The sequence below is a fragment of the Phenylobacterium sp. genome (genome assembly GCF_016793285.1).
Classification (GTDB): Bacteria; Pseudomonadota; Alphaproteobacteria; order Caulobacterales; family Caulobacteraceae; genus Phenylobacterium.
On record NZ_JAEUMO010000227.1, the window covers coordinates 1 to 19,630 of the forward strand.

23 protein-coding genes and 1 pseudogene are annotated in these 19,630 nt (G+C 69.1%); 19 read left to right on the plus strand and 5 right to left on the minus strand.

The features are described from left to right. The 5 genes and pseudogenes from JNL41_RS19715 to mmcB form a co-directional block, all read left to right on the plus strand. Positions 1-345: pseudogene (locus JNL41_RS19715) on the plus strand (hypothetical protein); the annotation flags it as partial. Further along, complete coding sequence (locus tag JNL41_RS19720; RefSeq protein WP_293477881.1) at positions 338-748, plus strand: metallopeptidase family protein; 411 nt, start codon at positions 338-340, stop codon at positions 746-748. The pseudogene JNL41_RS19715 and the gene JNL41_RS19720, both read left to right, overlap by 8 nt. 92 nt (positions 749-840) lie before the next feature. After that, positions 841-1,968: a ferritin-like domain-containing protein gene (locus JNL41_RS19725; RefSeq protein WP_293477882.1), complete on the plus strand. Its 1,128-nt coding sequence runs from the start codon at positions 841-843 to the stop codon at positions 1,966-1,968. 118 nt (positions 1,969-2,086) lie between these two features. Beyond that, entirely contained in the window at positions 2,087-2,617 is a 531-nt protein-coding gene (locus tag JNL41_RS19730; RefSeq protein WP_293477883.1) for a lipocalin family protein, read from the plus strand. A gap of 49 nt (positions 2,618-2,666) precedes the next feature. Further along, the gene (mmcB, locus tag JNL41_RS19735) at positions 2,667-3,113 is read left to right on the plus strand and encodes a DNA repair putative endonuclease MmcB (RefSeq protein WP_293477884.1); all 447 of its coding nucleotides are present in this window, start codon (positions 2,667-2,669) and stop codon (positions 3,111-3,113) included. Positions 3,114-3,174: 61 nt separating this feature from the next. On the opposite strand, the gene JNL41_RS19740 is transcribed toward mmcB, so the two are convergent. Together JNL41_RS19740 and JNL41_RS19745 are read right to left on the minus strand one after the other, a co-directional pair. Further along, positions 3,175-3,732: an ActR/PrrA/RegA family redox response regulator transcription factor gene (locus JNL41_RS19740; protein WP_293477885.1), complete on the minus strand. Its 558-nt coding sequence runs from the start codon at positions 3,730-3,732 to the stop codon at positions 3,175-3,177. A gap of 77 nt (positions 3,733-3,809) precedes the next feature. Then, positions 3,810-5,165 (minus strand): ActS/PrrB/RegB family redox-sensitive histidine kinase, encoded by a 1,356-nt coding sequence (locus JNL41_RS19745; protein WP_293477886.1) that lies wholly within the window; start codon positions 5,163-5,165, stop codon positions 3,810-3,812. A 39-nt stretch (positions 5,166-5,204) separates the two neighbouring features. Between JNL41_RS19745 and JNL41_RS19750 the strand changes: the two genes are divergently transcribed. The 3 genes from JNL41_RS19750 (at position 5,205) to JNL41_RS19760 (ending at position 8,080) form a co-directional block, all read left to right on the plus strand. After that, positions 5,205-5,816 (plus strand): SCO family protein, encoded by a 612-nt coding sequence (locus JNL41_RS19750; protein ID WP_293477887.1) that lies wholly within the window; start codon positions 5,205-5,207, stop codon positions 5,814-5,816. 135 nt (positions 5,817-5,951) lie between these two features. Beyond that, positions 5,952-7,283, plus strand: a complete 1,332-nt coding sequence (gene phaZ / locus JNL41_RS19755; protein ID WP_293477888.1) for a polyhydroxyalkanoate depolymerase — start codon at positions 5,952-5,954, stop codon at positions 7,281-7,283. 53 nt (positions 7,284-7,336) lie between these two features. Continuing rightward, positions 7,337-8,080 carry a SprT family zinc-dependent metalloprotease gene (locus tag JNL41_RS19760; RefSeq protein WP_293477889.1) on the plus strand — a complete coding sequence of 248 codons (744 nt, stop codon included), beginning with the start codon at positions 7,337-7,339 and terminating at the stop codon, positions 8,078-8,080. Here the strand turns inward: JNL41_RS19760 and JNL41_RS19765 are convergent. Beyond that, positions 8,077-10,101, minus strand: a complete 2,025-nt coding sequence (locus tag JNL41_RS19765) for a penicillin-binding protein 1A (protein WP_293477890.1) — start codon at positions 10,099-10,101, stop codon at positions 8,077-8,079. The two genes, JNL41_RS19760 and JNL41_RS19765, sit on opposite strands and share 4 nt — an antisense overlap. Positions 10,102-10,451: 350 nt before the next feature. Here JNL41_RS19765 and JNL41_RS19770 point away from each other — a divergent pair, with 350 nt between their 5' ends. From JNL41_RS19770 to JNL41_RS19820, 11 genes are all read left to right on the plus strand, one after another. Then, positions 10,452-10,790 (plus strand): hypothetical protein, encoded by a 339-nt coding sequence (locus tag JNL41_RS19770; protein ID WP_293477891.1) that lies wholly within the window; start codon positions 10,452-10,454, stop codon positions 10,788-10,790. Between the two features lie 137 nt (positions 10,791-10,927). Continuing rightward, positions 10,928-11,179: a type II toxin-antitoxin system ParD family antitoxin gene (locus JNL41_RS19775; protein WP_293477892.1), complete on the plus strand. Its 252-nt coding sequence runs from the start codon at positions 10,928-10,930 to the stop codon at positions 11,177-11,179. 54 nt (positions 11,180-11,233) lie between these two features. After that, a complete protein-coding gene (locus tag JNL41_RS19780) occupies positions 11,234-11,467 on the plus strand; it encodes a type II toxin-antitoxin system RelE/ParE family toxin (RefSeq protein ID WP_293477893.1) in 234 nt (77 codons plus the stop codon). Positions 11,468-11,663: 196 nt separating this feature from the next. Further along, positions 11,664-12,218: a F0F1 ATP synthase subunit delta gene (locus tag JNL41_RS19785; RefSeq protein ID WP_293477894.1), complete on the plus strand. Its 555-nt coding sequence runs from the start codon at positions 11,664-11,666 to the stop codon at positions 12,216-12,218. A 5-nt stretch (positions 12,219-12,223) separates the two neighbouring features. Continuing rightward, positions 12,224-13,756, plus strand: a complete 1,533-nt coding sequence (atpA, locus tag JNL41_RS19790) for a F0F1 ATP synthase subunit alpha (RefSeq protein ID WP_293477895.1) — start codon at positions 12,224-12,226, stop codon at positions 13,754-13,756. Between the two features lie 11 nt (positions 13,757-13,767). Next, the gene (locus JNL41_RS19795; RefSeq protein WP_293477896.1) at positions 13,768-14,400 is read left to right on the plus strand and encodes a pseudaminic acid biosynthesis-associated methylase; all 633 of its coding nucleotides are present in this window, start codon (positions 13,768-13,770) and stop codon (positions 14,398-14,400) included. A 6-nt stretch (positions 14,401-14,406) separates the two neighbouring features. Then, positions 14,407-15,279 (plus strand): F0F1 ATP synthase subunit gamma, encoded by an 873-nt coding sequence (locus JNL41_RS19800; RefSeq protein ID WP_293477897.1) that lies wholly within the window; start codon positions 14,407-14,409, stop codon positions 15,277-15,279. Between the two features lie 22 nt (positions 15,280-15,301). After that, positions 15,302-16,861, plus strand: a complete 1,560-nt coding sequence (atpD, locus tag JNL41_RS19805; protein ID WP_293477898.1) for a F0F1 ATP synthase subunit beta — start codon at positions 15,302-15,304, stop codon at positions 16,859-16,861. A 5-nt stretch (positions 16,862-16,866) separates the two neighbouring features. Continuing rightward, positions 16,867-17,130 carry an ATP synthase F1 subunit epsilon gene (locus JNL41_RS19810; RefSeq protein WP_293477899.1) on the plus strand — a complete coding sequence of 88 codons (264 nt, stop codon included), beginning with the start codon at positions 16,867-16,869 and terminating at the stop codon, positions 17,128-17,130. A gap of 99 nt (positions 17,131-17,229) precedes the next feature. Beyond that, positions 17,230-17,901 (plus strand): hypothetical protein, encoded by a 672-nt coding sequence (locus JNL41_RS19815; protein ID WP_293477900.1) that lies wholly within the window; start codon positions 17,230-17,232, stop codon positions 17,899-17,901. A 106-nt stretch (positions 17,902-18,007) separates the two neighbouring features. After that, a complete protein-coding gene (locus JNL41_RS19820) occupies positions 18,008-18,262 on the plus strand; it encodes a hypothetical protein (RefSeq protein ID WP_293477901.1) in 255 nt (84 codons plus the stop codon). Here JNL41_RS19820 and JNL41_RS19825 read toward each other — a convergent pair. Both JNL41_RS19825 and JNL41_RS19830 read right to left on the minus strand, forming a co-directional pair. Then, entirely contained in the window at positions 18,259-19,011 is a 753-nt protein-coding gene (locus JNL41_RS19825) for an alpha/beta hydrolase (RefSeq protein ID WP_293477902.1), read from the minus strand. The genes JNL41_RS19820 and JNL41_RS19825 overlap by 4 nt on opposite strands. Positions 19,012-19,081: 70 nt before the next feature. Beyond that, positions 19,082-19,576, minus strand: coding sequence for an RNA pyrophosphohydrolase (locus tag JNL41_RS19830; protein WP_293477903.1), 495 nt, complete (start codon positions 19,574-19,576; stop codon positions 19,082-19,084). Between the last annotated feature and the right edge of the window lie 54 nt (positions 19,577-19,630).

Consider the following 19,630-nt stretch of genomic DNA (forward strand, 5'->3'; position numbering starts at 1 on the left):
CGCTACTGCGCCCTCGTCGAGCAGGTGGCCGACGGCGCCGCGCGGCCGCGGCAGGTCCAGCCCACCTACGCCGACGGCCGCCGCTGGCCCGATCCGCCGAAGACGCCCCCCAGGACCGTCTGGCGCCTGGCCGTCTCGTACTGGCGCGTGGGCTCGGCCGAACGGCCGCCGGACCCGCCCCAGGCGCGCCAGGCCCGCCGGTCCGGCCAGGCGCTGGAAGCGGACACGCTGCGCGCCATCGCCCACGCCCCGCTGCGCCCGACCCGGCCGCAGCAGCCCCTCGACATCGGATTGTTCGAGACCCGGCCCCCCGAGGCGCCGCATATCGTCATGCCGGATGAGTGACCCGATCAGTTGGGGCCGAGCGCCCTCCCTCGAAGACTTCGCGGCCCTGGCCGAGCGCGCCTTCGCCGCCCTGCCCGACGGCTTCCGCCGGCTCGCGGGCGAGGTGGTGTTCCGCATCGACGACTTCCCGCCGGACGACGTCCTGGACGACCTCGGCATCGAGGACGCCTTCGGCCTGACCGGCCTCTACTCGGGCGTCAGCCTGGCCGAGCGCAGCTCGTTCGGGCCCGAGGCCGGTCCCAGCCGCGTCTTCCTCTACCGCCGCCCGATCCTGGACGAGTGGGCCGAACGCGGCGAGGTCACCCTGGAGGAGCTGGTCACCCACGTCCTCGTCCACGAGATCGGCCATCACTTCGGCCTCTCCGACGCGCAGATCGACGCCATCGAGGCGGCCGCGGAGTAGGGGGCGGGAAGGTGACGCCCGCGTCACTTTCCTTGACTGAACACCGATAAGATCACATTCTCCGCTCGGCATTCGGGCGAAGGAGCGAGCGCATGGCCGCTGACGGCAACATCACCAAGGACGTGATCTACGACGCGGTGGCCCCGGACGACTTCGAGTCGATGCTGGAACTCGACCGCTACAACGCCCGCTCGACCGCCTTCGACAAGATCATCTCGGCGACCCACGACCACTTCTGGGATCCGCTCGACAAGAAGTACATCGACTTCGACGAGCCCTTCGACATCGAGAACGTCATGATCCTGCCCGAGGACATGGTGGTCTCGCTGCAGACCAGCTACGTCTCCGACGCGCTCAAGACCCAGAAGGACCGGGTCCGCTTCGTGAACCAGTTCGCGCTGCGCACCTTCTCCTCGATCCTGCACGGCGAACAGGGGGCGCTGAACCTGTCGGCCAGCCTCTGCCACGTCCTGAAGGACCAGGGCGCCCAGGAATACGCGGCCAACCAGACCCGCGAGGAAGCCCGGCACGTCACGGCCTTCGCCAGGTACATCAAGGCCCGCTGGGGCCGCCCCGTCGAATGCGGCCCGACCCTCAAGGCGCTCCTGGTCGACATCATCGGCAGCCCCGAGGTCTACAAGAAGATCGTCGGCATGCAGATGCTGGTGGAAGGCTTGGCGATGGGCGCCTTCGCCACCGTCTTCAAGCTGACCAACGACCCGCTGGCCAAGAAGCTGATGCAGTTGGTCATGACCGACGAGGCCTTCCACCACAAGTTCGGGAAGATCTGGGCGGACCGCACCATCCCGAACCTGACGCCCGCCGAGCACGAGGTCATCGAACTCTGGGCCGCCCAGTGCTTCCAGACCCTGCTTTTCAACCTGGTGGGCCCGACCCAGCAGCGCAGCCTCTACGAGGAATTCGGCCTCGACCCCGACCGCGTGATCGCCGAGCTGGCCGAGATCATCAGCGACGAGCGCCGGCGCGAGGGGATGAAGGAGCAGACCAACATCTTCCGCGTGCTGGTGAAGACGCTGCTGAACGCCGGCATCATCACCGACCGCACCAAGGCCTTCTACGCCATGTACGTCGACCTCGAGGAGCTGCGCGACGAGGGCGACAAGATGGTCGGCGACGACATCGCCGAGGAAGGCATCCGCTACCTGCAGGAGATCAACTTCGCCGATCGCGCGAAGCAGGTTCTGATCGCGGCGGAGTAGCGCCGCGCGGCAACTCCTGACGCCCGCGTTCATCCGCGGGTCATGATGCAGGTGCGTCCCTATGGCGCGCGGCCTCGGCCGTAGCCTTGGGCCGGATTTTCGTATATTGCACTGCAACATGCTCCGACGCCTGACCCTGACGGCGCTTGCCGCCGCCCTGTTGCTCGCGCCCGCTTCCGCCGCGAAGGCGGGGGTCGAACCGTCGGGCCGCATCGAGATCTCCAAGATGATGGGCCGCTGGTACGAGGTGGCCCGCACGCCGAATTCCCTGCAGAGGGGCTGCGTCGCCGGCGCGTCCGACTGGCAGGCGGCGCCCAACGGCTTCGCGGTGGTGCAGTCGTGCCACAAGGGCGCGGCCAACGGTCCGCTCGCGGTCTGGAAGGCGAAGGCGACCGTCTCCGACCCCAGGACCAACGCCAAGCTGAAGATGGCCTTCTTCGGCGGCGTGGTGACCCAGAACTACGTCGTGCTCGAGCATCGACCCGACCAGGGCTGGCTGGCGCTCGCCACCGCAGACGGCAAGTACTTCTGGCTGATGTCCCAGCGGCCGGTCCTGCCGGCCGCCGTGAAGAACCAGGCGCTGGCCCGCATCCGCCAGATGGGCTTCGACGTCGCGCGCCTGGAGTTCCCCCTCCCGATGGGCGGCTGAGCCGCAGAGTCGGGTTGACTCGGAACGAAGGCGGAACAAGGTGTCGTCCATGGACGTCGCCGTCGTCATCACCCGTCCCGAGATCACCACGTCGGTCACCCGCGGGGCCGCGCGGCTGCTGACGGCCCTGGGCTACGCGCCCCTGGCGGAGGTGACCCTGCCCAACGGCCGCCGCGCCGACCTGATGGCGCTGGGGCCGAAAGGCGAGATCTTCATCGTCGAGGTGAAGTCGGGGATCGAGGACTTCCGGGTCGACCTGAAGTGGCCCGAGTACCGTCCCTACTGCGACGCCTTCGCCTTCGCCGTCGCGCCGGAGTTCCCGCGCGAAATCCTGCCCGAAGAGCCCGGCCTCATCGTCGCCGACGGCTTCGGCGGCGCCATCCTGCGCGAGGCGTCCGTCGAGGCCCTGGCCGGCGCGCGCAGGAAGGCGCTCACCCTGGCTTTCGCCCGCTTGGCGGCCCTCAGAGCGGCGGGGGTGCAGGTGGCGGAGCTGTGAAGGTCGCCCCGCAAGATCCTTCTCCCCTTGCGGGAGAAGGATCACACGGCACGCTCTGAACTTAGCGCGGCGCGCGCTTGGCCAGGATCCGCTGGAGGGTGCGGCGGTGCATGTTGAGGCGCCGCGCCGTCTCCGAGACGTTGTGGTTGCAGAGCTCGTAGACCCTCTGGATGTGCTCCCAGCGCACCCGGTCGGCGCTCATCGGGTTGTCCGGCGGCGCCGGGGCCGCGTCGCCCTTGGCCAGCAGCGCGCGGACCACGTCGTCGGCGTCGGCCGGCTTGGAGAGGTAGTCCACCGCGCCGGCCTTCACCGCCTGCACCGCCGTGGCGATGTTGCCGTAGCCGGTCAGCATGATGATCTTGGCGTCGGGGCGCGCGTCGCGGACCGCCTCCACCACCTTCAGCCCCGACCCGTCCTCCAGGCGCATGTCCAGCACGGCGTAGGCCGGCGCGTGGGATTTCACGGCCTGGATCGCCTCCTGCACGCTGCCGACCAGCGTGGGCTCGAAGCCCCGCTGCTCGAGCGCGCGGCCGAGACGGGTGCGCAGCGGCGCGTCGTCGTCGAGCACCAGCAGGCTCTTGTCGGGCAGACTGGAGACTTCGGTGGCAAGGTCTGTCATGTGACTCGTTCCTCCGGTGGAACTTGCGTCAGAGTGTCGCACCTAAACGCGTTTCTGCAAGCTTCGCTGCGTGTACATCAAACTGCCTCAACCAGTGATCGAGGCCAACGGGCCGCCACGACGGCGCCGTGAGGCTTCGCATTGTGGAACGTCACATCCGCCCCGGTCCGTTCCAGCAGGGTCTTGGCGATGAAGAAGCCGAGGCCCATGCCGATGTGTCCGGTGCGCGAGCCTTCGGCGTCCGGGCGACTGGTCACATAGGGCTCTCCGAGCTTCGCGAGGATCTCGGGCGCGAAGCCCGGGCCGTCGTCGCGGACCTCCATGGTGACGGTCTCGGCGTCGAATCGCGCGGACACTAGGATCTCGGACCTCGCGAAGTCGACCGCGTTCTCAACGAAAGTCGAGAAGGCGTGGGTGATTTCCGGCAGGCGGCGGATGTCGGGCGTCTTCACGTCCTTGGCGCCGGTGACGATCGCCTCGACGCGGACCTCCTTGCTGGCCGCGGCGTGCGGTTCGATCACTTCCTGCACCAGGGCGCGCAGCGAGAGCCGTTCATGCACCTCGTCGGTGGCCTTGTCCGGCGTGGCGGCCAGGCGCTTCAGGATCTCGCGGCAGCGTTCGGCCTGCACGATCAGGAGGTCGGCGTCTTCCTTGACCTGCGGCAGGGTCGCCTCGCGCGCCATCTCCTTGGCGACGATGGAGATGGTGGCGAGCGGGGTGCCGAGCTCGTGCGCCGCCGCGGCCGCCAGCGCGCCGAGGGCCGAAAGCCGCTGTTCCCGGGCCAGCACGGTCTGGGTGACGTCGAGGGCCAGGGATACCCGGGCGGCTTCGACCACCGACTGACGCACGTAGCCCGCGATCAGGACGATGCCGGCCACGTTGGCGACGCCGGACATCAGCCGGTACTCCAGCGAGAGCCGGGGCTCGGGCGTCGCGGCGGGGTAGGCCAGCGACACCACCGCCAGCAGCAGCGAGGCCACCGACGCGAGACCGCCCAGGAAGAGCAGCGGCCGCAGCGGCAGCGTCGCGGCGGCCAGGGTGACCGGCGCGATCAGCACCAGCACGAACGGGTTCGCCGCGCCGCCGATCAGGCTCATCAGGGCAGAGAGCTGCAGGACGTCCAGCGCGAGCTGCGCGACCGCCTCCTCGTCGGACAGCACCTTCTGCATCGGCCAGGCGAGCGACGTCAGCAGGTTCACGAACGCGCCCGCCGCGATGACCACGGCGCAGGGCAGGTACGGCGCCTGGTAGCGCAGCAGGAAGGCCATGGCGGCCAGCAGCACCACCTCGCCCACGATCACCATCCAGCGGACCGTGACCAGCGTGCGCACCCGCAGGTGACCGCGGCGGATCGCGGCGGTGTCCCACACGTCTTGCGGCGCGTTCGGAGTGGCCGTATCGAGGCCGACGCTCCGGGCAGGCGTGTCGTTCATGCGCCCATCTTCCCGGGCCGCCCACGCAAGGGAGTTCGCATGTCCAGGCGGATCCTGGCGCTGGTCGCAGTCCTGGCGATCGCGCTGGCCATACTCACCGGTCTCGCCGTCCGCAGAGGCGTGCTGGGCCCCGCCCCCCAAACCGTGGCCGTGGGCGGTCCGTTCCAGTTGATCGACACATCCGGACGCACGGTCAGCCAGGACGTGCTGAAGGGCAAGTGGAGTGTCGTCTTCTTCGGCTTCACCCACTGCCCGGATATCTGCCCCACCACCCTCTTCGAGATGGGCCAGGTCGAGCCGCTGCTGGGGCCGGACGCCGCCAAGGTGCAGACGGTGTTCGTCACCGTGGATCCGGCGCGGGACACGGTCGCCCAGATGAAGGCCTACGTGGCCAACCCCGCCTTCCCGAAGCGGCTTGTCGGCCTCACCGGGTCGCAGGCGCAGGTGGACGCGACCGCCAAGGCCTATCGGGTCTTCCACCAGAAGGTCGGCGAAGGGGCGGACTACCAGGTCAACCACGCGGCCTACAGCTACCTGATGAATCCCAGGGGCCGTTTCGCGTGTGTGCTGCCCTACGAGCTCACGCCCGAGCAGACCGTGGCCAAGATCAGGGCCGCCATGCGGAACGGAGACGACGCGGCGAGCTGCTGATCGCCGCCATGTGGCGGCGCCGCATGCCTGCGCTGTTCGGCGCACTGTCGGAATCTCCTCGCAGGCCGCATCCTTGGCCTTGCGCGAGCCGTTAACTCTCCACATGGTATGTTGCGGCGCACAAAGGCGATCCAGATGCTCTATACCTTCTACGAAGCCGGCTACTACGCGGCCTCTCCCCTTCGCTGGGCGGCGCTCGCGGCGCGGGACTTCTGGAGTTCGCCGCTGAATCCGGCGGCGGACAGCGAGATCGCCAAGCGCATCTACGCCACCTCCGACCTCTTCGCGAACCTGACGCGCCGGTACGGTCGGCCCGAGTGGATGATCGACCAGGTGAAGATCAACGGCCGCGACGTGCGCGTGCGCACGCAGGAGGTATGGTCGACGCCCTGGTGCAAGCTGACCCACTTCGCCCGCGACATGAGCGACCTGCGCCGCGCCGGGAAGACCGAGCTGGAGCCGGCGGTCCTGATCGCCGCGCCGCTCAGCGGCCACTACGCGACCCTGCTGCGCGGTACGGTCGAGGCCTTCCTGCAGGACCACGAGGTGTTCATCACCGAGTGGACCAACGCCCGCGACGTGCCCATCGTCGAGGGCCGCTTCGATTTCCACGACTATATCGACCACATCCGCGAGATGCTCCGCCAGCTCGGCCCGCGGCCGCATGTGGTCGCCGTCTGCCAGCCGGGTCCGCCGGTGCTGGCCGCCGCCGCGCTGATGGCCGAGGACGAGGAAGAGTGCCGCCCGGCCTCGATGACGTTCATGGGCTCGCCGATCGACGCGCGCCTGTCGCCGACGGTCACCAACAAGCTGGCCGAAGACCGGCCGTTCGGCTGGTTCGAGTCGAACATGATCTACAACGTGCCGCCGCCGCACCTGGGTGCGGGCCGGCGCGTCTATCCGGGGTTCGTGCAACTCGCCAGCTTCATGTCCATGAACCTGGAGAAGCACCAGGAGGCGCACCGCAAGTACCTGGCGCAGCTCATGGCCGGCGACGGCGACAGCGCCGAAAAGCACCTGGAGTTCTACGACGAGTACCTCTCGGTGCTGGACCTGACCGAGGAGTTCTACCTCCAGACGATCGACGTCGTGTTCCAGCGCTACCTGCTGCCCAAGGGCGAACTCGAGCACCGCGGCCGCAAGGTGAGGCCCGAGCGGATCGCCGACATCGGCCTGCTTACGGTCGAGGGCGAGAACGACGACATCTCGGGCATCGGCCAGACGCAGGCCGCCCACCGCCTCTGCCTCGGCCTGCCGGACGAGCTGAAGGAGGACTACATCCAGCCGCTCGTGGGCCACTACGGCGTCTTCAACGGCAAGCGGTTCCGCGAGGAGATCTACCCCCGGGTCCGCGACTTCGTCCGCCGAATGGAGAAGAGCCAGCAGCGCAAGCCCGCCGCGGTCGCCGCCAAGGCGTCCGAGCAGGACGGCGTCGTGCAGATGCGCCCGCGGTCCGCCAAGACCTGAAGCGCGGCGCCCGGTCTTCGCTTCAGGGGGACGACCCCCTAGATTCCCGGCAGATGAACCTGCTGAGTCGCAGCCCTTCCCTTGCCGACGGCGATCGGCTGGACATCGCCGGGACTTCCGTGCGGCTGAAGGTAAACCGGCGCGCCCGGCGCGTGTCGCTGCGGCTGGACCGCACCCGCCGCGAGATCGTGGCCACCGCGCCGTCCCTGCGCCGCCTGCCCGAGGCCGCCGCCTTCGCGCGCGAGCGCGCCGCCTGGATCGTCGAGCGCCTGGCCGAGTTGCCGGCCGCCGAGGCGCTGAGACCCGGCATGCTGATCGAGGTGTTCGGGCGTCCGGTGCGGCTGGAGGCCGGGACCGGCCGCGCGCGGTGGATCGAGCCGGCCGACGGATCGACGCCCCGGATCACGGCGATGGGCGAAGGCGAGGGGTTCACCCGCGCGGTCATCCTCGTGATCAAGGCCAGGGCCGCGGCGGTCCTGACCGCGCGAACCGCCCACTACGCCGCCGCGCTGGGCGCGCCGATGCCGAAGGTGACGGTGGCCGACGCCAAGTCGCGCTGGGGCTCGTGCAGGCCCGGGCCGCGCGGCGCGGCCGGAAACATCCGCTACTCCTGGCGTCTCGCGCTCGCGCCCTTCGAGGTGGCCGACTACGTCGCGGCGCACGAGTGCGCCCACCTGCTGGAGCTGAACCACGGCCCGCGCTTCTGGGCCCACGTGCGCAGCCTGGTCGGCGACGAGCGCCGCCACCGCGCCTGGCTTCGGGCCGAGGGCGCCCGGCTGCACGCCTTCGGGCGCTAGAACGGCGGGTCCTGCTGGCGGCGGTCGCGGTCGCGCGCGCGGGCCGGCGGGCGGTCTTCGAACTCGGAGGGCGGCGGCTCGTTGCGGTCGCCCCGGAAGAAGCCGGTGACGCCGTCGATGATCTGGTCGATCGGGCCGTCGTCCTCCGGCGGCGGCGGGACATAGTCGCCGCCCGGGATTCCGGTCTTCAGGCGTTGCAGCCGCGGCAGCGCGGCGGTCATGTAGTCGCGCCAGATGCCGGCCGGCGCCGCACCGCCGGTGACACGCTTCATGGGCTTGTTGTCGTCCTTGCCGACCCAGACCGCCGTGACGAAACCCCCCGTGTAGCCGACGAACCAGGCGTCCCTGTAGTCGCTGGTGGTGCCGGTCTTCCCTGCGAGGTCGTAGCCCGGGATGTTGGCCCTCGCGCCAGTGCCGCCCGTGACCACGCCGCGCATCATGCTGACCATCTCGGCCAGCGCCGGCTGCCCGATCACCTGCGCCCGCGGCGCCTCGTCGACGCCGTGCTCGTATCGCACCTGCCCGCTCGGCGTGCGGATGCGCGTGATCGCATAGGCCCGGGCCAGGAAGCCGCCGTTCGAGAACGGCGCATAGGCCTGGGCCATCTCCAGCGGCGAGACCTCGACCGCCCCCAGCGCCATGGAGGGGTCCAACTGGATCGGCGACGAGATGCCGAGCCGCCGGGCCGTGGCCGCGACGTTCGCCGTGCCGACCTCGTTGGCGAGGCGCGCGGCCACTGTGTTCACCGACTGCGCGAGCGCCGTGCGGACGGTGATCGGGCCCAGGTATTCGCCGGTGTAGTTGCGCGGCTCCCAAGTCCCGATCCTGAGCGGCTCGTCGACCACCGGCGTCTCCGGGGTCCGCCCCGCCTCCATGGCCGCCAGGTAGACGAAGGGCTTGAAGGCCGAGCCGGCCTGGCGCCGGGCCATGGTGGCCCGGTCGAACTGGGTCTGGAGGTAGTTCGTGCCCCCTACATAGGCGCGGACCCGGCCGCGACCGTCGATGGACACCAGAGCGCCCTGTTCGACTCCCTGGCTCTTCGCCGCCGCGACGCCGGCCGCCAGGGCCTTCTCCGCGCTCGCCTGAAGGGAAAGGTCCAGCGTGGTTTCGACCACCAGGTCCTCGGTGGGTTCGCCCACGATGGCGCGCACCTGGCCGTCCACCCAGTCGGTGAAGTACTGGGCGCGCTGGTTCGCCAGCACCGGATTGACGCGCACCTTCGCGCGCATGGCCGCATCGTATTCGGCCCGGGTGATGAAGTTCGCCCGCAGCATCTCCTGGAGCACGAGGGCCCCGCGGCGGGCGGCGCGGCCGTCCTCGCCCGCCGGCGAATAGCGCGACGGCCCCTTCATGATCCCCGCGAGCAGGGCGCTCTCGCCCAGCGTCAGTTGCGCCGCCGGCTTGCTGAAGTAGCGCTGCGAGGCGGCCTCGATGCCGTAGGCGCCGGCCCCGAAGTAGACGCGGTTCAGGTAGAGTTCGAGGATCTGCTTCTTGGAGAACTTGGCCTCGAGCCAGACCGCCAGGATCAGCTCCTGGGCCTTTCGCCGGTAGTTCTGGTTGGCGGTCAGGAAGAGGTTGCGCGCAAGCTGCTGGGTGATGGTCGACCCGCCCCGCAACGGCCCGCCCTCGCCCTTGTGCTGCATGTTGTAGATCTGGCTGCGCGCGATGCCCCAAGGGTTGAACCCGAAGTGCCAGTAGTACCAGCGGTCCTCGATCGCGACGAAGGCCTTGGGCACGTAGGGCGGAAGCCGGTCGAGGTCGGCCGGCGGCGCGTACTGGCTGCCGCGCACCGCGATGAGGCCGCCCGACTGGTCGAGGTAGCTGATCGAGGGCTGGCGCTTGACCTCGTAGAGCTTGGACGTGTCGGGAAGGCCGACCGCGAACACCGCGAAGAAGGCGACCACGAAGATCAGCCCCCAGACGCCGAGCACGAGCGTCCAGTAGATCAGCCCCTGCAGGACCGTGCGCCTGGCGCGCTCAGGCTTCTGGCGCCCGCGGCCCGGCGGCTGCGCATTGGCCATTCGGATGTTCTTCCTAACCGCTCGCGACCGTCCTGGACGGCCTTGCTCCTAGCCAAGGCCGACGGAACGCCCAACATGGTTGACGGGACATGAACGGGTGTCCGCGAACCGCGGCGTTTCGAGGGCGGAGGGTCGATGAAGCGTCGATCGTCGCAGATCGGCTCTGCATTCCCGCATAGCGCTATAGAACATTTTGCAGTTGCACGACCGATCTTAACACCGTTATCTTTACATCGCTCAGTTCGACGTGCGCCAACGGGAGGGGATACCCGGCGGCGACCCAAACGCGGCGGGCCGAGCCGGTAGTCAAATCCTTGATGCTGACAACTCCCCGAATGCTGGAGGGCTCAATGAAGCTCCAAATCCTTGCGGCCTGCGCCGCCCTCGCCTCCCTCACCGCCGGCCAGGCTCTGGCCGCCGACGCCGTCACCGCCAAGCTGGCCTCGCCCGTCGCGGCGAAGACCAAGTTCATCGCCGGCGGCGCCATGTTCAACTGCGACGGCGACGCCTGCGTCGCGGTCGCGCCGACCTCGCAGACCTTCGCCGTCTCCACCTGCAGGACGATCGCCGACAAGGTGGGCGTCGTGGCCGCGTTCGACGGCCGCAAGTCGCTCGACGAAGCCAAGCTCGCCGACTGCAACGCCAAGGCCGTCGCCAAGGCCGGCTCGACCACGCTCGCGAAGCAGTAGGCCCACGGACTCCCAGCAGCTCTCTAGTCGAGCTTCTGTCACGCCTGGCCCGCGGGGAAACCCGCGGGCTTCTTTTTTGCTCATGAGGCCCGGATCGGGCTGTTGACAATCTTTGCCATCACGCCAGTATCCGGCGCATGGCCACGATGAACGTCTCTCTGCCCGACGCGATGAAGGAATGGGTCGAGAGCCAGACCCGCACCGGCCGATACGGCAACGTCAGCGACTATGTCCGCGACCTCATCCGCCGCGACCAGGAGCGGGCGGACAAGATCGCCAACATGCAGCGCCTGATCGACGAGGCGGAGGCGGGCGGCGTGAGCGACCGAAGCCTCGACGAAATCCTCGCCGAGGCGCGACAACAAGCTCGCGCACGCCGTGGTCTATAGGATCAGCAAGCCGGCAACGCAGGATATCATCGACGTCTACCTGCAGGCGAGGCGATGTTCGGTGAAGCTCAGGCCGATCGCTATCTCGCCGACCTCTACGATGCGTTCGATCTGCTCGCCGCCAACCCCCGCATCGCGCGTGATCGAACGGAATTCCGGCGCCCGGTGAGGGTCCACCCTTTCAAGGCGCACGTGATCGTCTACCGAGCGGACGGCGACGACGTTCTCATCCTTCGTCTTCGGCACGGCCGCGAGGATTGGCTGGGATCACCGGCCGCAAACGACTAGCCGCGACTTCCCTTAGGTTAGCCCTCGTCCCTCTCGGTTGCGGCGCACAACGCCCCGTGCTAGTGAGCGCGCGGCTTTGGACAGGGGGTCGTAAGCGACCCTAGTGTCTGCGTGCTTTTCTCAAGCGCTTTCAAGCCTTTAGTCGCAGCGGACCGGTCCGTTTGCGGCTCGCGACATACGACCCGGGCGGACACTAGTGGCAGACGACTCCAGCGCAGCGAATGTGGGCCTCAGATACGCCCAAGCCCTCTTCGATCTGGCGACCGATGAGAAGAACGTCGCCGCCGTCGAGAAGGACCTGCAATCCCTGAAGGCCGCGATCGCGGACTCCAAGGAGCTGCGGACCCTGATCGGCTCGCCGACCTTCAGCGCCGACGACAAGGGCAAGGGCCTGGTCGCCCTGGGCGCCAAGGCCAGGTTCAACATGACGACGCTGAAGTTCCTGGGCCTGCTGGCCTCGAACGGCCGCGCCGCCGCCCTGCCCCACGTCATCGACGCCTACGCCAGGCTGTCGGCCGCCGCCCGCGGCGCCGTCTCGGCAGAGGTGACCACCGCGGTCCCGCTCACGGCCGCCCAGGCCAAGGGCGTCGCCGCGGCGCTCCGCCAATCGCTGGGCAAGGACCCTGAAATCACGACCCGCGTCGATCCGGCCCTCCTGGGCGGGATCAAGGTGAAGGTCGGCTCCCGCCTCTTCGATGCTTCGCTGAAGTCGAAGCTCGACTCCCTGAAATTCGCCCTCAAGAGAGCGTAAGAACGATGGATATCCGCGCCGCCGAGATTTCGGCCATCCTCAAGTCGCAGATCGCGAACTTCGGTGAAGAAGCCGACGTATCGGACGTCGGCTCCGTGCTGAGCGTCGGCGACGGCATCGCCCGCGTCTTCGGCCTCGACAACGTCCAGGCCGGTGAAATGGTGGAGTTCCCCTCCGCCGGCGTGAAGGGCATGGCCCTGAACCTGGAGCGCGACAACGTCGGCGTCGTGATCTTCGGCGAAGACCGCGCCATCCGCGAAGGCGACGAGGTCCGCCGCCTCGGCGAGATCGTGGACGTGCCGGTCGGCCGTGGCCTGCTGGGCCGCGTCGTCAACCCGCTGGGCGAGCCGATCGACGGCAAGGGCCCGCTCCAGAACGTGGCCGAGCGCCGCCGCGTGGACGTGAAGGCCCCGGGCATCATCCCGCGCAAGTCGGTGCATGAGCCGGTGCAGACCGGCCTGAAGGCCATCGACACCCTGATCCCGATCGGCCGCGGCCAGCGCGAGCTGATCATCGGCGACCGCCAGACCGGCAAGACCGCCGTGGCGATCGACACCATCCTGAACCAGAAGAGCGTCAACGCCGCCGACGACGAGAAGGCCAAGCTCTACTGCATCTACGTCGCCATCGGGCAGAAGCGCTCGACGGTGGCTCAGATCGTCAAGACGCTCGAGGAGCGCGGCGCGCTCGACTACACGATCGTCGTGTCGGCCACGGCCTCCGAGCCGGCCCCGCTGCAGTTCCTCGCGCCGTTCGCCGGCTGCGCCATGGGCGAGTGGTTCCGAGACAACGGCATGCACGCCGTCATCATCTACGACGACCTCTCGAAGCAGGCCGTCGCGTACCGTCAGATGTCGCTGCTGCTGCGCCGCCCGCCGGGCCGCGAAGCCTATCCGGGCGACGTGTTCTACCTGCACAGCCGCCTGCTGGAGCGCGCGGCGAAGCTGAACGAGGACAACGGCGCCGGCTCGCTGACGGCCCTGCCGCTCATCGAGACCCAGGCCAACGACGTGTCAGCCTACATCCCGACCAACGTGATCTCGATCACCGACGGCCAGATCTTCCTCGAGACCGACCTCTTCTTCCAGGGCATCCGCCCCGCCGTGAACGTGGGCATCTCGGTGTCGCGCGTGGGATCGTCGGCGCAGATCAAGGCGATGAAGGCCGCGTCCGGCCCGATCAAGGGCGAGCTCGCCCAGTACCGGGAAATGGCCGCGTTCGCGAAGTTCGGCTCGGACCTCGACGCCGCCACGCAGCGCATGCTGGCCCGCGGCGAGCGCCTGACCGAGCTCCTGAAGCAGCCGCAGTACGCGCCGCTGGCCGTCGAGGAGCAGGTGGCGGTGATCTACGCCGGCACCCGCGGCTACCTCGACAAGGTCGCGACCGCCCAGGTCGGCCGCTTCGAGCGCGAACTGCTCAGCCACCTGCACGGCAAGCATCAGGACCTGCTGGACGAGATCCGCACCAAGAAGGACCTCGGCCCGGTGGAAGACCGCCTGAAGTCGGTCCTCGGCGCGTTCGCGGACACCTTCGCCTAAGCTTGAGACGGATGGCCGCGGATCAACCCAAAGCGCTGGACGCCTGGTCGGGCGAGTTCGGCGATCGGTACACGGACCGCAACGTCCGTACGACCGACGCCGTCCGCGGCCGCGCGCGCGTCTGGGGCGAGGTGTTCCGCACGGTCGTCGGCGACATGCCGAAGTCGGCGCTGGAGGTGGGTCCGAACGTGGGCCTCAACCTGCAGGGCATCCAGGCCATCGCCGACATGGACCTCTGGGGCATCGAGCCGAACCCGGCCGCGCGCAGGCGCCTGGTCGAGGACGGCATCCTGTCCGCCGACCGCGTGATCGAAGGCTTCGGCCACGAGATCCCGCTGGCCGACGGCGCGGTGGAGCTGGCCTTCACGTCCGGCGTGCTGATCCACGTCGATCCCAGCCTGCTCGACCGGACGATGCGCGAGATCCACCGTGTCTCGTCGAAGTACGTCTTCTGCGCGGAATACTTCTCGCCCAAGGCCGAGACGATCCCCTACCGCGGTGAGACGGACCTGCTCTTCAAGAACGACTTCGGGTCGCTCTACCTCGACAATTTCCCCGACCTCGTGCTGGTCGACTACGGGTTCTTCTGGCGAAGGACGACCGTGATGGACGACAGCACCTGGTGGCTCTTCAGGAAGGCTTGACGGCGTATGGCCAGCGTCAAGGAGATGCGCAATCGGATCGCTGCGGTGAAATCCACCCAGAAGATCACGAAGGCGATGCAGATGGTGGCGGCGGCGAAGCTGCGCCGTGCGCAGAACGCCGCGCAGGATTCGCGCCCCTACGCCCAGCGCATGGCGGCGGTGATCGCCAACCTGGCCGCCGGCGTCAGCGGCGACGGCGCGCCGAAGCTGCTGGTCGGCACCGGCTCGGACCAGCGCCACCTGGTGGTCGTCGCCACCTCGGACCGCGGCCTCGCGGGCGGGTTCAACTCCTCGATCGTGCGCGCCGCGCGCCAGCACATCGACGGCCTCCTGGCCGCCGGGAAGGACGTCAGGATCATCACCGCCGGTCGCAAGGCCCGCGACCAACTGCGTAGGCTGCACGCCACGCGCCTGGTCGAGACCTACGAGGTGGGCGCGAACCCGTCGCTGCGCGCCGCCGAAGCCGTGTCGGCCAAGGTGCAGGAGATGTTCGAGGGCGGGGACGTCGACGTCGTCACGCTCTTCTTCAGCCAGTTCAAGTCGGTCGTCACCCAGACCCCGACCGCGCGCCAACTGATCCCGGCCGAGGTCGCCGCCGGCGCGACGCCCATCGACCTGAAGGGCGCGTCCTACGAGTACGAGCCGGACGAAGCGACCATCCTCGCCGACCTCCTGCCGCGCAACATCACCACCCAGATCTTCTCCGCCATGCTGGAGAACCAGGCTGGGTTCTTCGCCGCCCAGATGACGGCGATGGACAACGCCACCCGCAACGCCGGCGACATGATCTCGGCGCTGACCCTGCAAATGAACCGAGCCCGCCAGGCGCAGATCACCAAGGAGCTGATCGAGATCATCTCCGGCGCCGAAGCGATCTAGACCGATCATACGAGAGAGAACGATGGCCACGACCACCGCCAAAAAGCCCGCCGCCAAGGCCCCCGCGAAGGCTCCGGCCAAGCGCGCGCCGGCCAAGTCCGCCGCCGCCCCGAAGGCGACCACCGCCCAGGCCGGCGCCACCGGCAAGCTGGTGCAGATCATCGGCGCCGTCGTCGACGTGGAGTTCGAGGGTCACCTGCCCGCGATCCTGAACGCGCTCGAGACAACCAACACCGACCAGCGGACGGGCGAGCCCTTCCGTCTGGTCCTCGAGGTCGCCCAGCACCTCGGCGAGAACACCGTGCGCGCCATCGCCATGGACACGACCGAGGGCCTGACCCGCGGCCAGCCGGTCGTCGACACCGGCAAGCCCATCATGGTGCCCGTCGGCCCCGGCACGCTGGGCCGCATCATGAACGTCATCGGCGACCCGATCGACGAGGCCGGCCCGATCCCGCTGACCTTCACCAGCCCGATCCACCGCGAGGCGCCCTCGTTCGCCGAGCAGTCGACCTCCGCCGAAGTGCTCGTCACCGGCATCAAGGTGATCGACCTGCTCTGCCCCTACACCAAGGGCGGCAAGATCGGCCTGTTCGGCGGCGCCGGCGTGGGCAAGACCGTGACCATGCAGGAGCTCATCAACAACATCGCCAAGGCCTACGGCGGCTATTCCGTGCTGGCCGGCGTCGGTGAGCGGACCCGCGAGGGGAACGACCTCTATCACGAGATGATCGAGTCCAACGTGAACGTGGACCCGAAGCACAACAACGGCTCGACCGAAGGCTCCAAGTGCGCCCTCGTCTACGGCCAGATGAACGAACCCCCGGGCGCCCGCGCCCGCGTCGCCCTCACCGGCCTGGCCCAGGCGGAGTACTTCCGCGACCAGGAAGGCAAGGACGTTCTGCTCTTCATCGACAACATCTTCCGCTTCACCCAGGCGGGCTCGGAAGTGTCGGCGCTGCTGGGGCGCATCCCCTCGGCCGTGGGCTATCAGCCCACGCTGGCCACGGAGATGGGCAACCTGCAGGAGCGCATCACCTCGACCTCGAAGGGTTCGATCACCTCGGTGCAGGCCATCTACGTGCCCGCCGACGACCTGACCGACCCGGCGCCGGCCACCTCGTTCGCCCACCTGGACGCGACGACCGTGCTCAGCCGCGACATCGCCGCCCAGGGCATCTTCCCGGCCGTGGACCCGCTCGACTCCACCTCGCGGATCATGGACCCGCTGGTGATCGGCGAGGAGCACTACCAGGTCGCCCGCCGCGTGCAGGAGACGCTGCAGCAGTACAAGGCGCTGAAGGACATCATCGCCATCCTCGGCATGGATGAGCTGTCGGAAGAGGACAAGCTGATCGTGGCCCGGGCGCGCAAGATCCAGCGCTTCCTCTCGCAGCCCTTCCACGTGGCCGAGCAGTTCACCAACACGCCCGGCGTTCTGGTCAGCCTCGAAGACACCATCCGCTCGTTCAAGGCGGTGGTCGACGGCGAGTACGACCACCTGCCCGAGCCTGCCTTCTACAACGTCGGCACGATCGAGGACGCGGTCCGCAAGGCCGAAGCCCTCGCTGCGGAAGCCTGAGACCGATGGCCGAGAAGCTGCACTTCTCCCTGGTCTCGCCGGAACGGGAGCTGTTCTCGGGCCTGGTGGACCAGGTGGATGCGCCGGGCTCCGAAGGCGACTTCGGGGTCCTGGCCGGCCACGCGCCGTTCATGACCGCGCTCAAGGAAGGCCCCGTGCGGGTCCATGCCGACGGCCGGGTCGTGACCTACGAGGTGCGGGGGGGCTTCGCCGACGTAACGCCCGAGGGGCTCACGATCCTCGCGGAGCACGCTCGGGAAGCTGCCTGAACAGGGATTAATTTGACTGCCGTAAATTGGCCGTCTTCGGGCCTTGCATAGGGCGTTATGACCAAGTTCTATGCCCAGCCTAGTCAGGGGTTTTTGAACATGCGCCTCGCCCTCTCGAGCCTTCTCGTCACCGCCGGCCTCGCCGGCGCGGCCTACGCTCAGGACCCGGCCGCTCAGCCGGCCGCCCAGCCGGCGGCCCCTCCCGCCCCGGCCGCAGCTCCGGCTCCGCCGGCCGCGGAAGCTGCGGCGCCGACCGTGGAAACGCCCGCGCCGCCGCCGCCGACCCTGCCCACGTCCGGCCCGGGCTTCGACGCGATCCAGGTCATCGAGAAGGTCTGCGTGCCGGTCGTGCGCGGCCAGTCTCTGGACGCGATCGCCAAGGCCAACGGCTTCAAGATGAACCGCCGCGACCAGACCTGGAGCCGGCAGTTCAACGCCGACAACAAGGCCTCGCAGGTGATCGTCTTCCCGACAGGCTCGAACAAGACCGTCTGCAACGTCGAACTCCGCTACGCGATGGGCGCCGACGTCGACATCGCCAAGTCGCTGAACGTGTGGTCGTTCGTGCATCAGCCGCCGCTGGACCCGACCGCCAACTACACCCAGCCGCAGGATCCGGACGGCCTGAAGCGCGTGCGCCGCTCGTGGGAGTACCTTGAGCAGAACAGGTCGGTGGGCCTGAACTTCTCGACCGTGCGCAAGCCTGACGACAGCCCGCTGTCGGCCAAGTTCGACACCGGCACGATGCAGTATCAGGAACGCACGCTGTAATGAGCGCGCTGCGCGCCACCAGGCGAGGTGGACACCGGTTCGCCGCCCGGGTGGCGCATCGCCAAGAGACGAGCACGCATTCCGGGCGCAAAAGTGGGGTCCACTTTTGCTGAACGTGCTCGACGCCGTCGGCCTCGTCGGCGTGCTGATGATCCTGGTGGCCTATGCGGCCGCGGCGATGGGCCGGCTGGACGCCAACCAGCCCCTTTCGCTGCTCGCCAACCTGATCGGCGCGAGCCTGATCCTGGCCTCGCTGCTGGCCGGCGACTTCAACCTCTCGGCGACGGTGATGGAAGGCGCCTGGGCGCTGGTCGCCGCGTTCGGCCTCGCCCGCTGGGCGCTGACCCGCAACCGCGCTTAGGCGTCGACCCGGACCTCGGCGTCGAGCCAGTCCAGGACGATCTCGGCCACCTCTTCCCAGCCCTCCTCGCCGATCAGCCAGTGGCTCATGCCGGGCAGCGCCTGGAAGCGGCCCCCGATGCGCTCTGCGGTCTGGCGGATGGTGGCCGCGGGATGGACGACGTCGCGGTCGCCGGCGAGCGCCAGCGAGCGGCACGGCAGCGGACCCGGTCCGACGCTGGTGGTCATGAAGGGATCCAGCCACCAGTTCAGCACCTCGCGCACCGCGCGGCTGCTCTCGGGCCGCAGGCGCTCGAGGATGGCGTCGCGCCCCGGCCTGGCGACGCGGTCGAGACTGTGGTGGCGCATCAGGTGGCGGTCCGCCGGCACCGCGCCCGAGAAGAACGGGTCCACCATCTGCACGCCGAACGCCGTGATCGCCTCCTCGACGCTGGAACCCGGCACGCCCCAGGGCGCCGATGGCGCGAGCAGCGCCAAAGCCCTCGGGCGCATCTGCCGCGCCGCGAGCTGGCAGACGAGTCCCCCCATCGAGTGGCCCAGCAGCACGGGAGGCTCGGGCAGGGTCTCGCTCAGCTTGACGACCGCCCGCGCATAGTCGCGCATGGACAGGCCCGCCACCGAACCGTCCGGCCCGTGGCCCGGCAGGTCCGGCGCATGGACGGTCCAGCCGCGCGCCTCGAACGGCTCGCGGAAGGCCTCGAAGGCCCAGCCGCCACAGAAGGCGCCGTGAACCATCACAACGATCGGCATGCTGTCCCCCGAACGCCCGCCCGGGCGTCGCTCGTACTGTAGACCGAAGTCCGAAGGCGGCGTGCAGGAATCAGGCCGTGGGGCTCGCGGTCGCGGCAAATGACGCGAAGGTCTGGGCGACCGCCTCGTAGGTCGCGCGCTTGAACGGGACGATCAACTCCGGCGCCTCGGCCAGGTAGCCCCAGCGCCAGGCGTCGAATTCCTGCTGGTGGTGCGAGGCCAGGTCGAACTCGGCGTCGTCGCCGTCGAAGCGCAGCGCGAACCAGACCTGCTTCTGCCCCCTCCAGCCGCGCGAGAACTCCCGCGCCACCAGCGGCGGATAGTCGTAGGTGAGCCAGCCGTCGGTTCGGCCGAGGTAGGTCGCCGATGTCGCGCCCGTTTCCTCCCGGAGCTCGCGGCGCGCGGCCGCTTCCAGGTCCTCCCCGTCGTCGACGCCGCCCTGCGGGAACTGCCAGCAATGCGGGCCCTCGGTCTTGCGGCGCTTGCCGAGCCAGACGCGGCCGTCCGGGTGGAAGAGCACCACGCCCACGTTCGGGCGGTAGAATGACAGGTCGGAAGGGGTCATGGGTCGTCGGGCGCGTCAGCGCTTGGCGGTGAGGGCGCTGGCGGGCGCCAACTG

Excerpts from the sequence above, each read along its gene's own strand:
- JNL41_RS19720 (WP_293477881.1), top strand. The coding sequence starts at position 338 with ATGAGTGACCCGATCAGTTGGGGCCGAGCGCCCTCCCTCGAAGACTTC.
- JNL41_RS19725 (WP_293477882.1), top strand. The coding sequence starts at position 841 with ATGGCCGCTGACGGCAACATCACCAAGGACGTGATCTACGACGCGGTG.
- JNL41_RS19730 (WP_293477883.1), top strand. The coding sequence starts at position 2,087 with ATGCTCCGACGCCTGACCCTGACGGCGCTTGCCGCCGCCCTGTTGCTC.
- mmcB (WP_293477884.1), top strand. The coding sequence starts at position 2,667 with ATGGACGTCGCCGTCGTCATCACCCGTCCCGAGATCACCACGTCGGTC.
- JNL41_RS19740 (WP_293477885.1), bottom strand. The coding sequence starts at position 3,732 with ATGACAGACCTTGCCACCGAAGTCTCCAGTCTGCCCGACAAGAGCCTG.
- JNL41_RS19745 (WP_293477886.1), bottom strand. The coding sequence starts at position 5,165 with ATGAACGACACGCCTGCCCGGAGCGTCGGCCTCGATACGGCCACTCCG.
- JNL41_RS19750 (WP_293477887.1), top strand. The coding sequence starts at position 5,205 with ATGTCCAGGCGGATCCTGGCGCTGGTCGCAGTCCTGGCGATCGCGCTG.
- phaZ (WP_293477888.1), top strand. The coding sequence starts at position 5,952 with ATGCTCTATACCTTCTACGAAGCCGGCTACTACGCGGCCTCTCCCCTT.
- JNL41_RS19760 (WP_293477889.1), top strand. The coding sequence starts at position 7,337 with ATGAACCTGCTGAGTCGCAGCCCTTCCCTTGCCGACGGCGATCGGCTG.
- JNL41_RS19765 (WP_293477890.1), bottom strand. The coding sequence starts at position 10,101 with ATGGCCAATGCGCAGCCGCCGGGCCGCGGGCGCCAGAAGCCTGAGCGC.
- JNL41_RS19770 (WP_293477891.1), top strand. The coding sequence starts at position 10,452 with ATGAAGCTCCAAATCCTTGCGGCCTGCGCCGCCCTCGCCTCCCTCACC.
- JNL41_RS19775 (WP_293477892.1), top strand. The coding sequence starts at position 10,928 with ATGGCCACGATGAACGTCTCTCTGCCCGACGCGATGAAGGAATGGGTC.
- JNL41_RS19780 (WP_293477893.1), top strand. The coding sequence starts at position 11,234 with ATGTTCGGTGAAGCTCAGGCCGATCGCTATCTCGCCGACCTCTACGAT.
- atpA (WP_293477895.1), top strand. The coding sequence starts at position 12,224 with ATGGATATCCGCGCCGCCGAGATTTCGGCCATCCTCAAGTCGCAGATC.
- JNL41_RS19795 (WP_293477896.1), top strand. The coding sequence starts at position 13,768 with ATGGCCGCGGATCAACCCAAAGCGCTGGACGCCTGGTCGGGCGAGTTC.
- JNL41_RS19800 (WP_293477897.1), top strand. The coding sequence starts at position 14,407 with ATGGCCAGCGTCAAGGAGATGCGCAATCGGATCGCTGCGGTGAAATCC.
- atpD (WP_293477898.1), top strand. The coding sequence starts at position 15,302 with ATGGCCACGACCACCGCCAAAAAGCCCGCCGCCAAGGCCCCCGCGAAG.
- JNL41_RS19810 (WP_293477899.1), top strand. The coding sequence starts at position 16,867 with ATGGCCGAGAAGCTGCACTTCTCCCTGGTCTCGCCGGAACGGGAGCTG.
- JNL41_RS19815 (WP_293477900.1), top strand. The coding sequence starts at position 17,230 with ATGCGCCTCGCCCTCTCGAGCCTTCTCGTCACCGCCGGCCTCGCCGGC.
- JNL41_RS19825 (WP_293477902.1), bottom strand. The coding sequence starts at position 19,011 with ATGCCGATCGTTGTGATGGTTCACGGCGCCTTCTGTGGCGGCTGGGCC.
- JNL41_RS19830 (WP_293477903.1), bottom strand. The coding sequence starts at position 19,576 with ATGACCCCTTCCGACCTGTCATTCTACCGCCCGAACGTGGGCGTGGTG.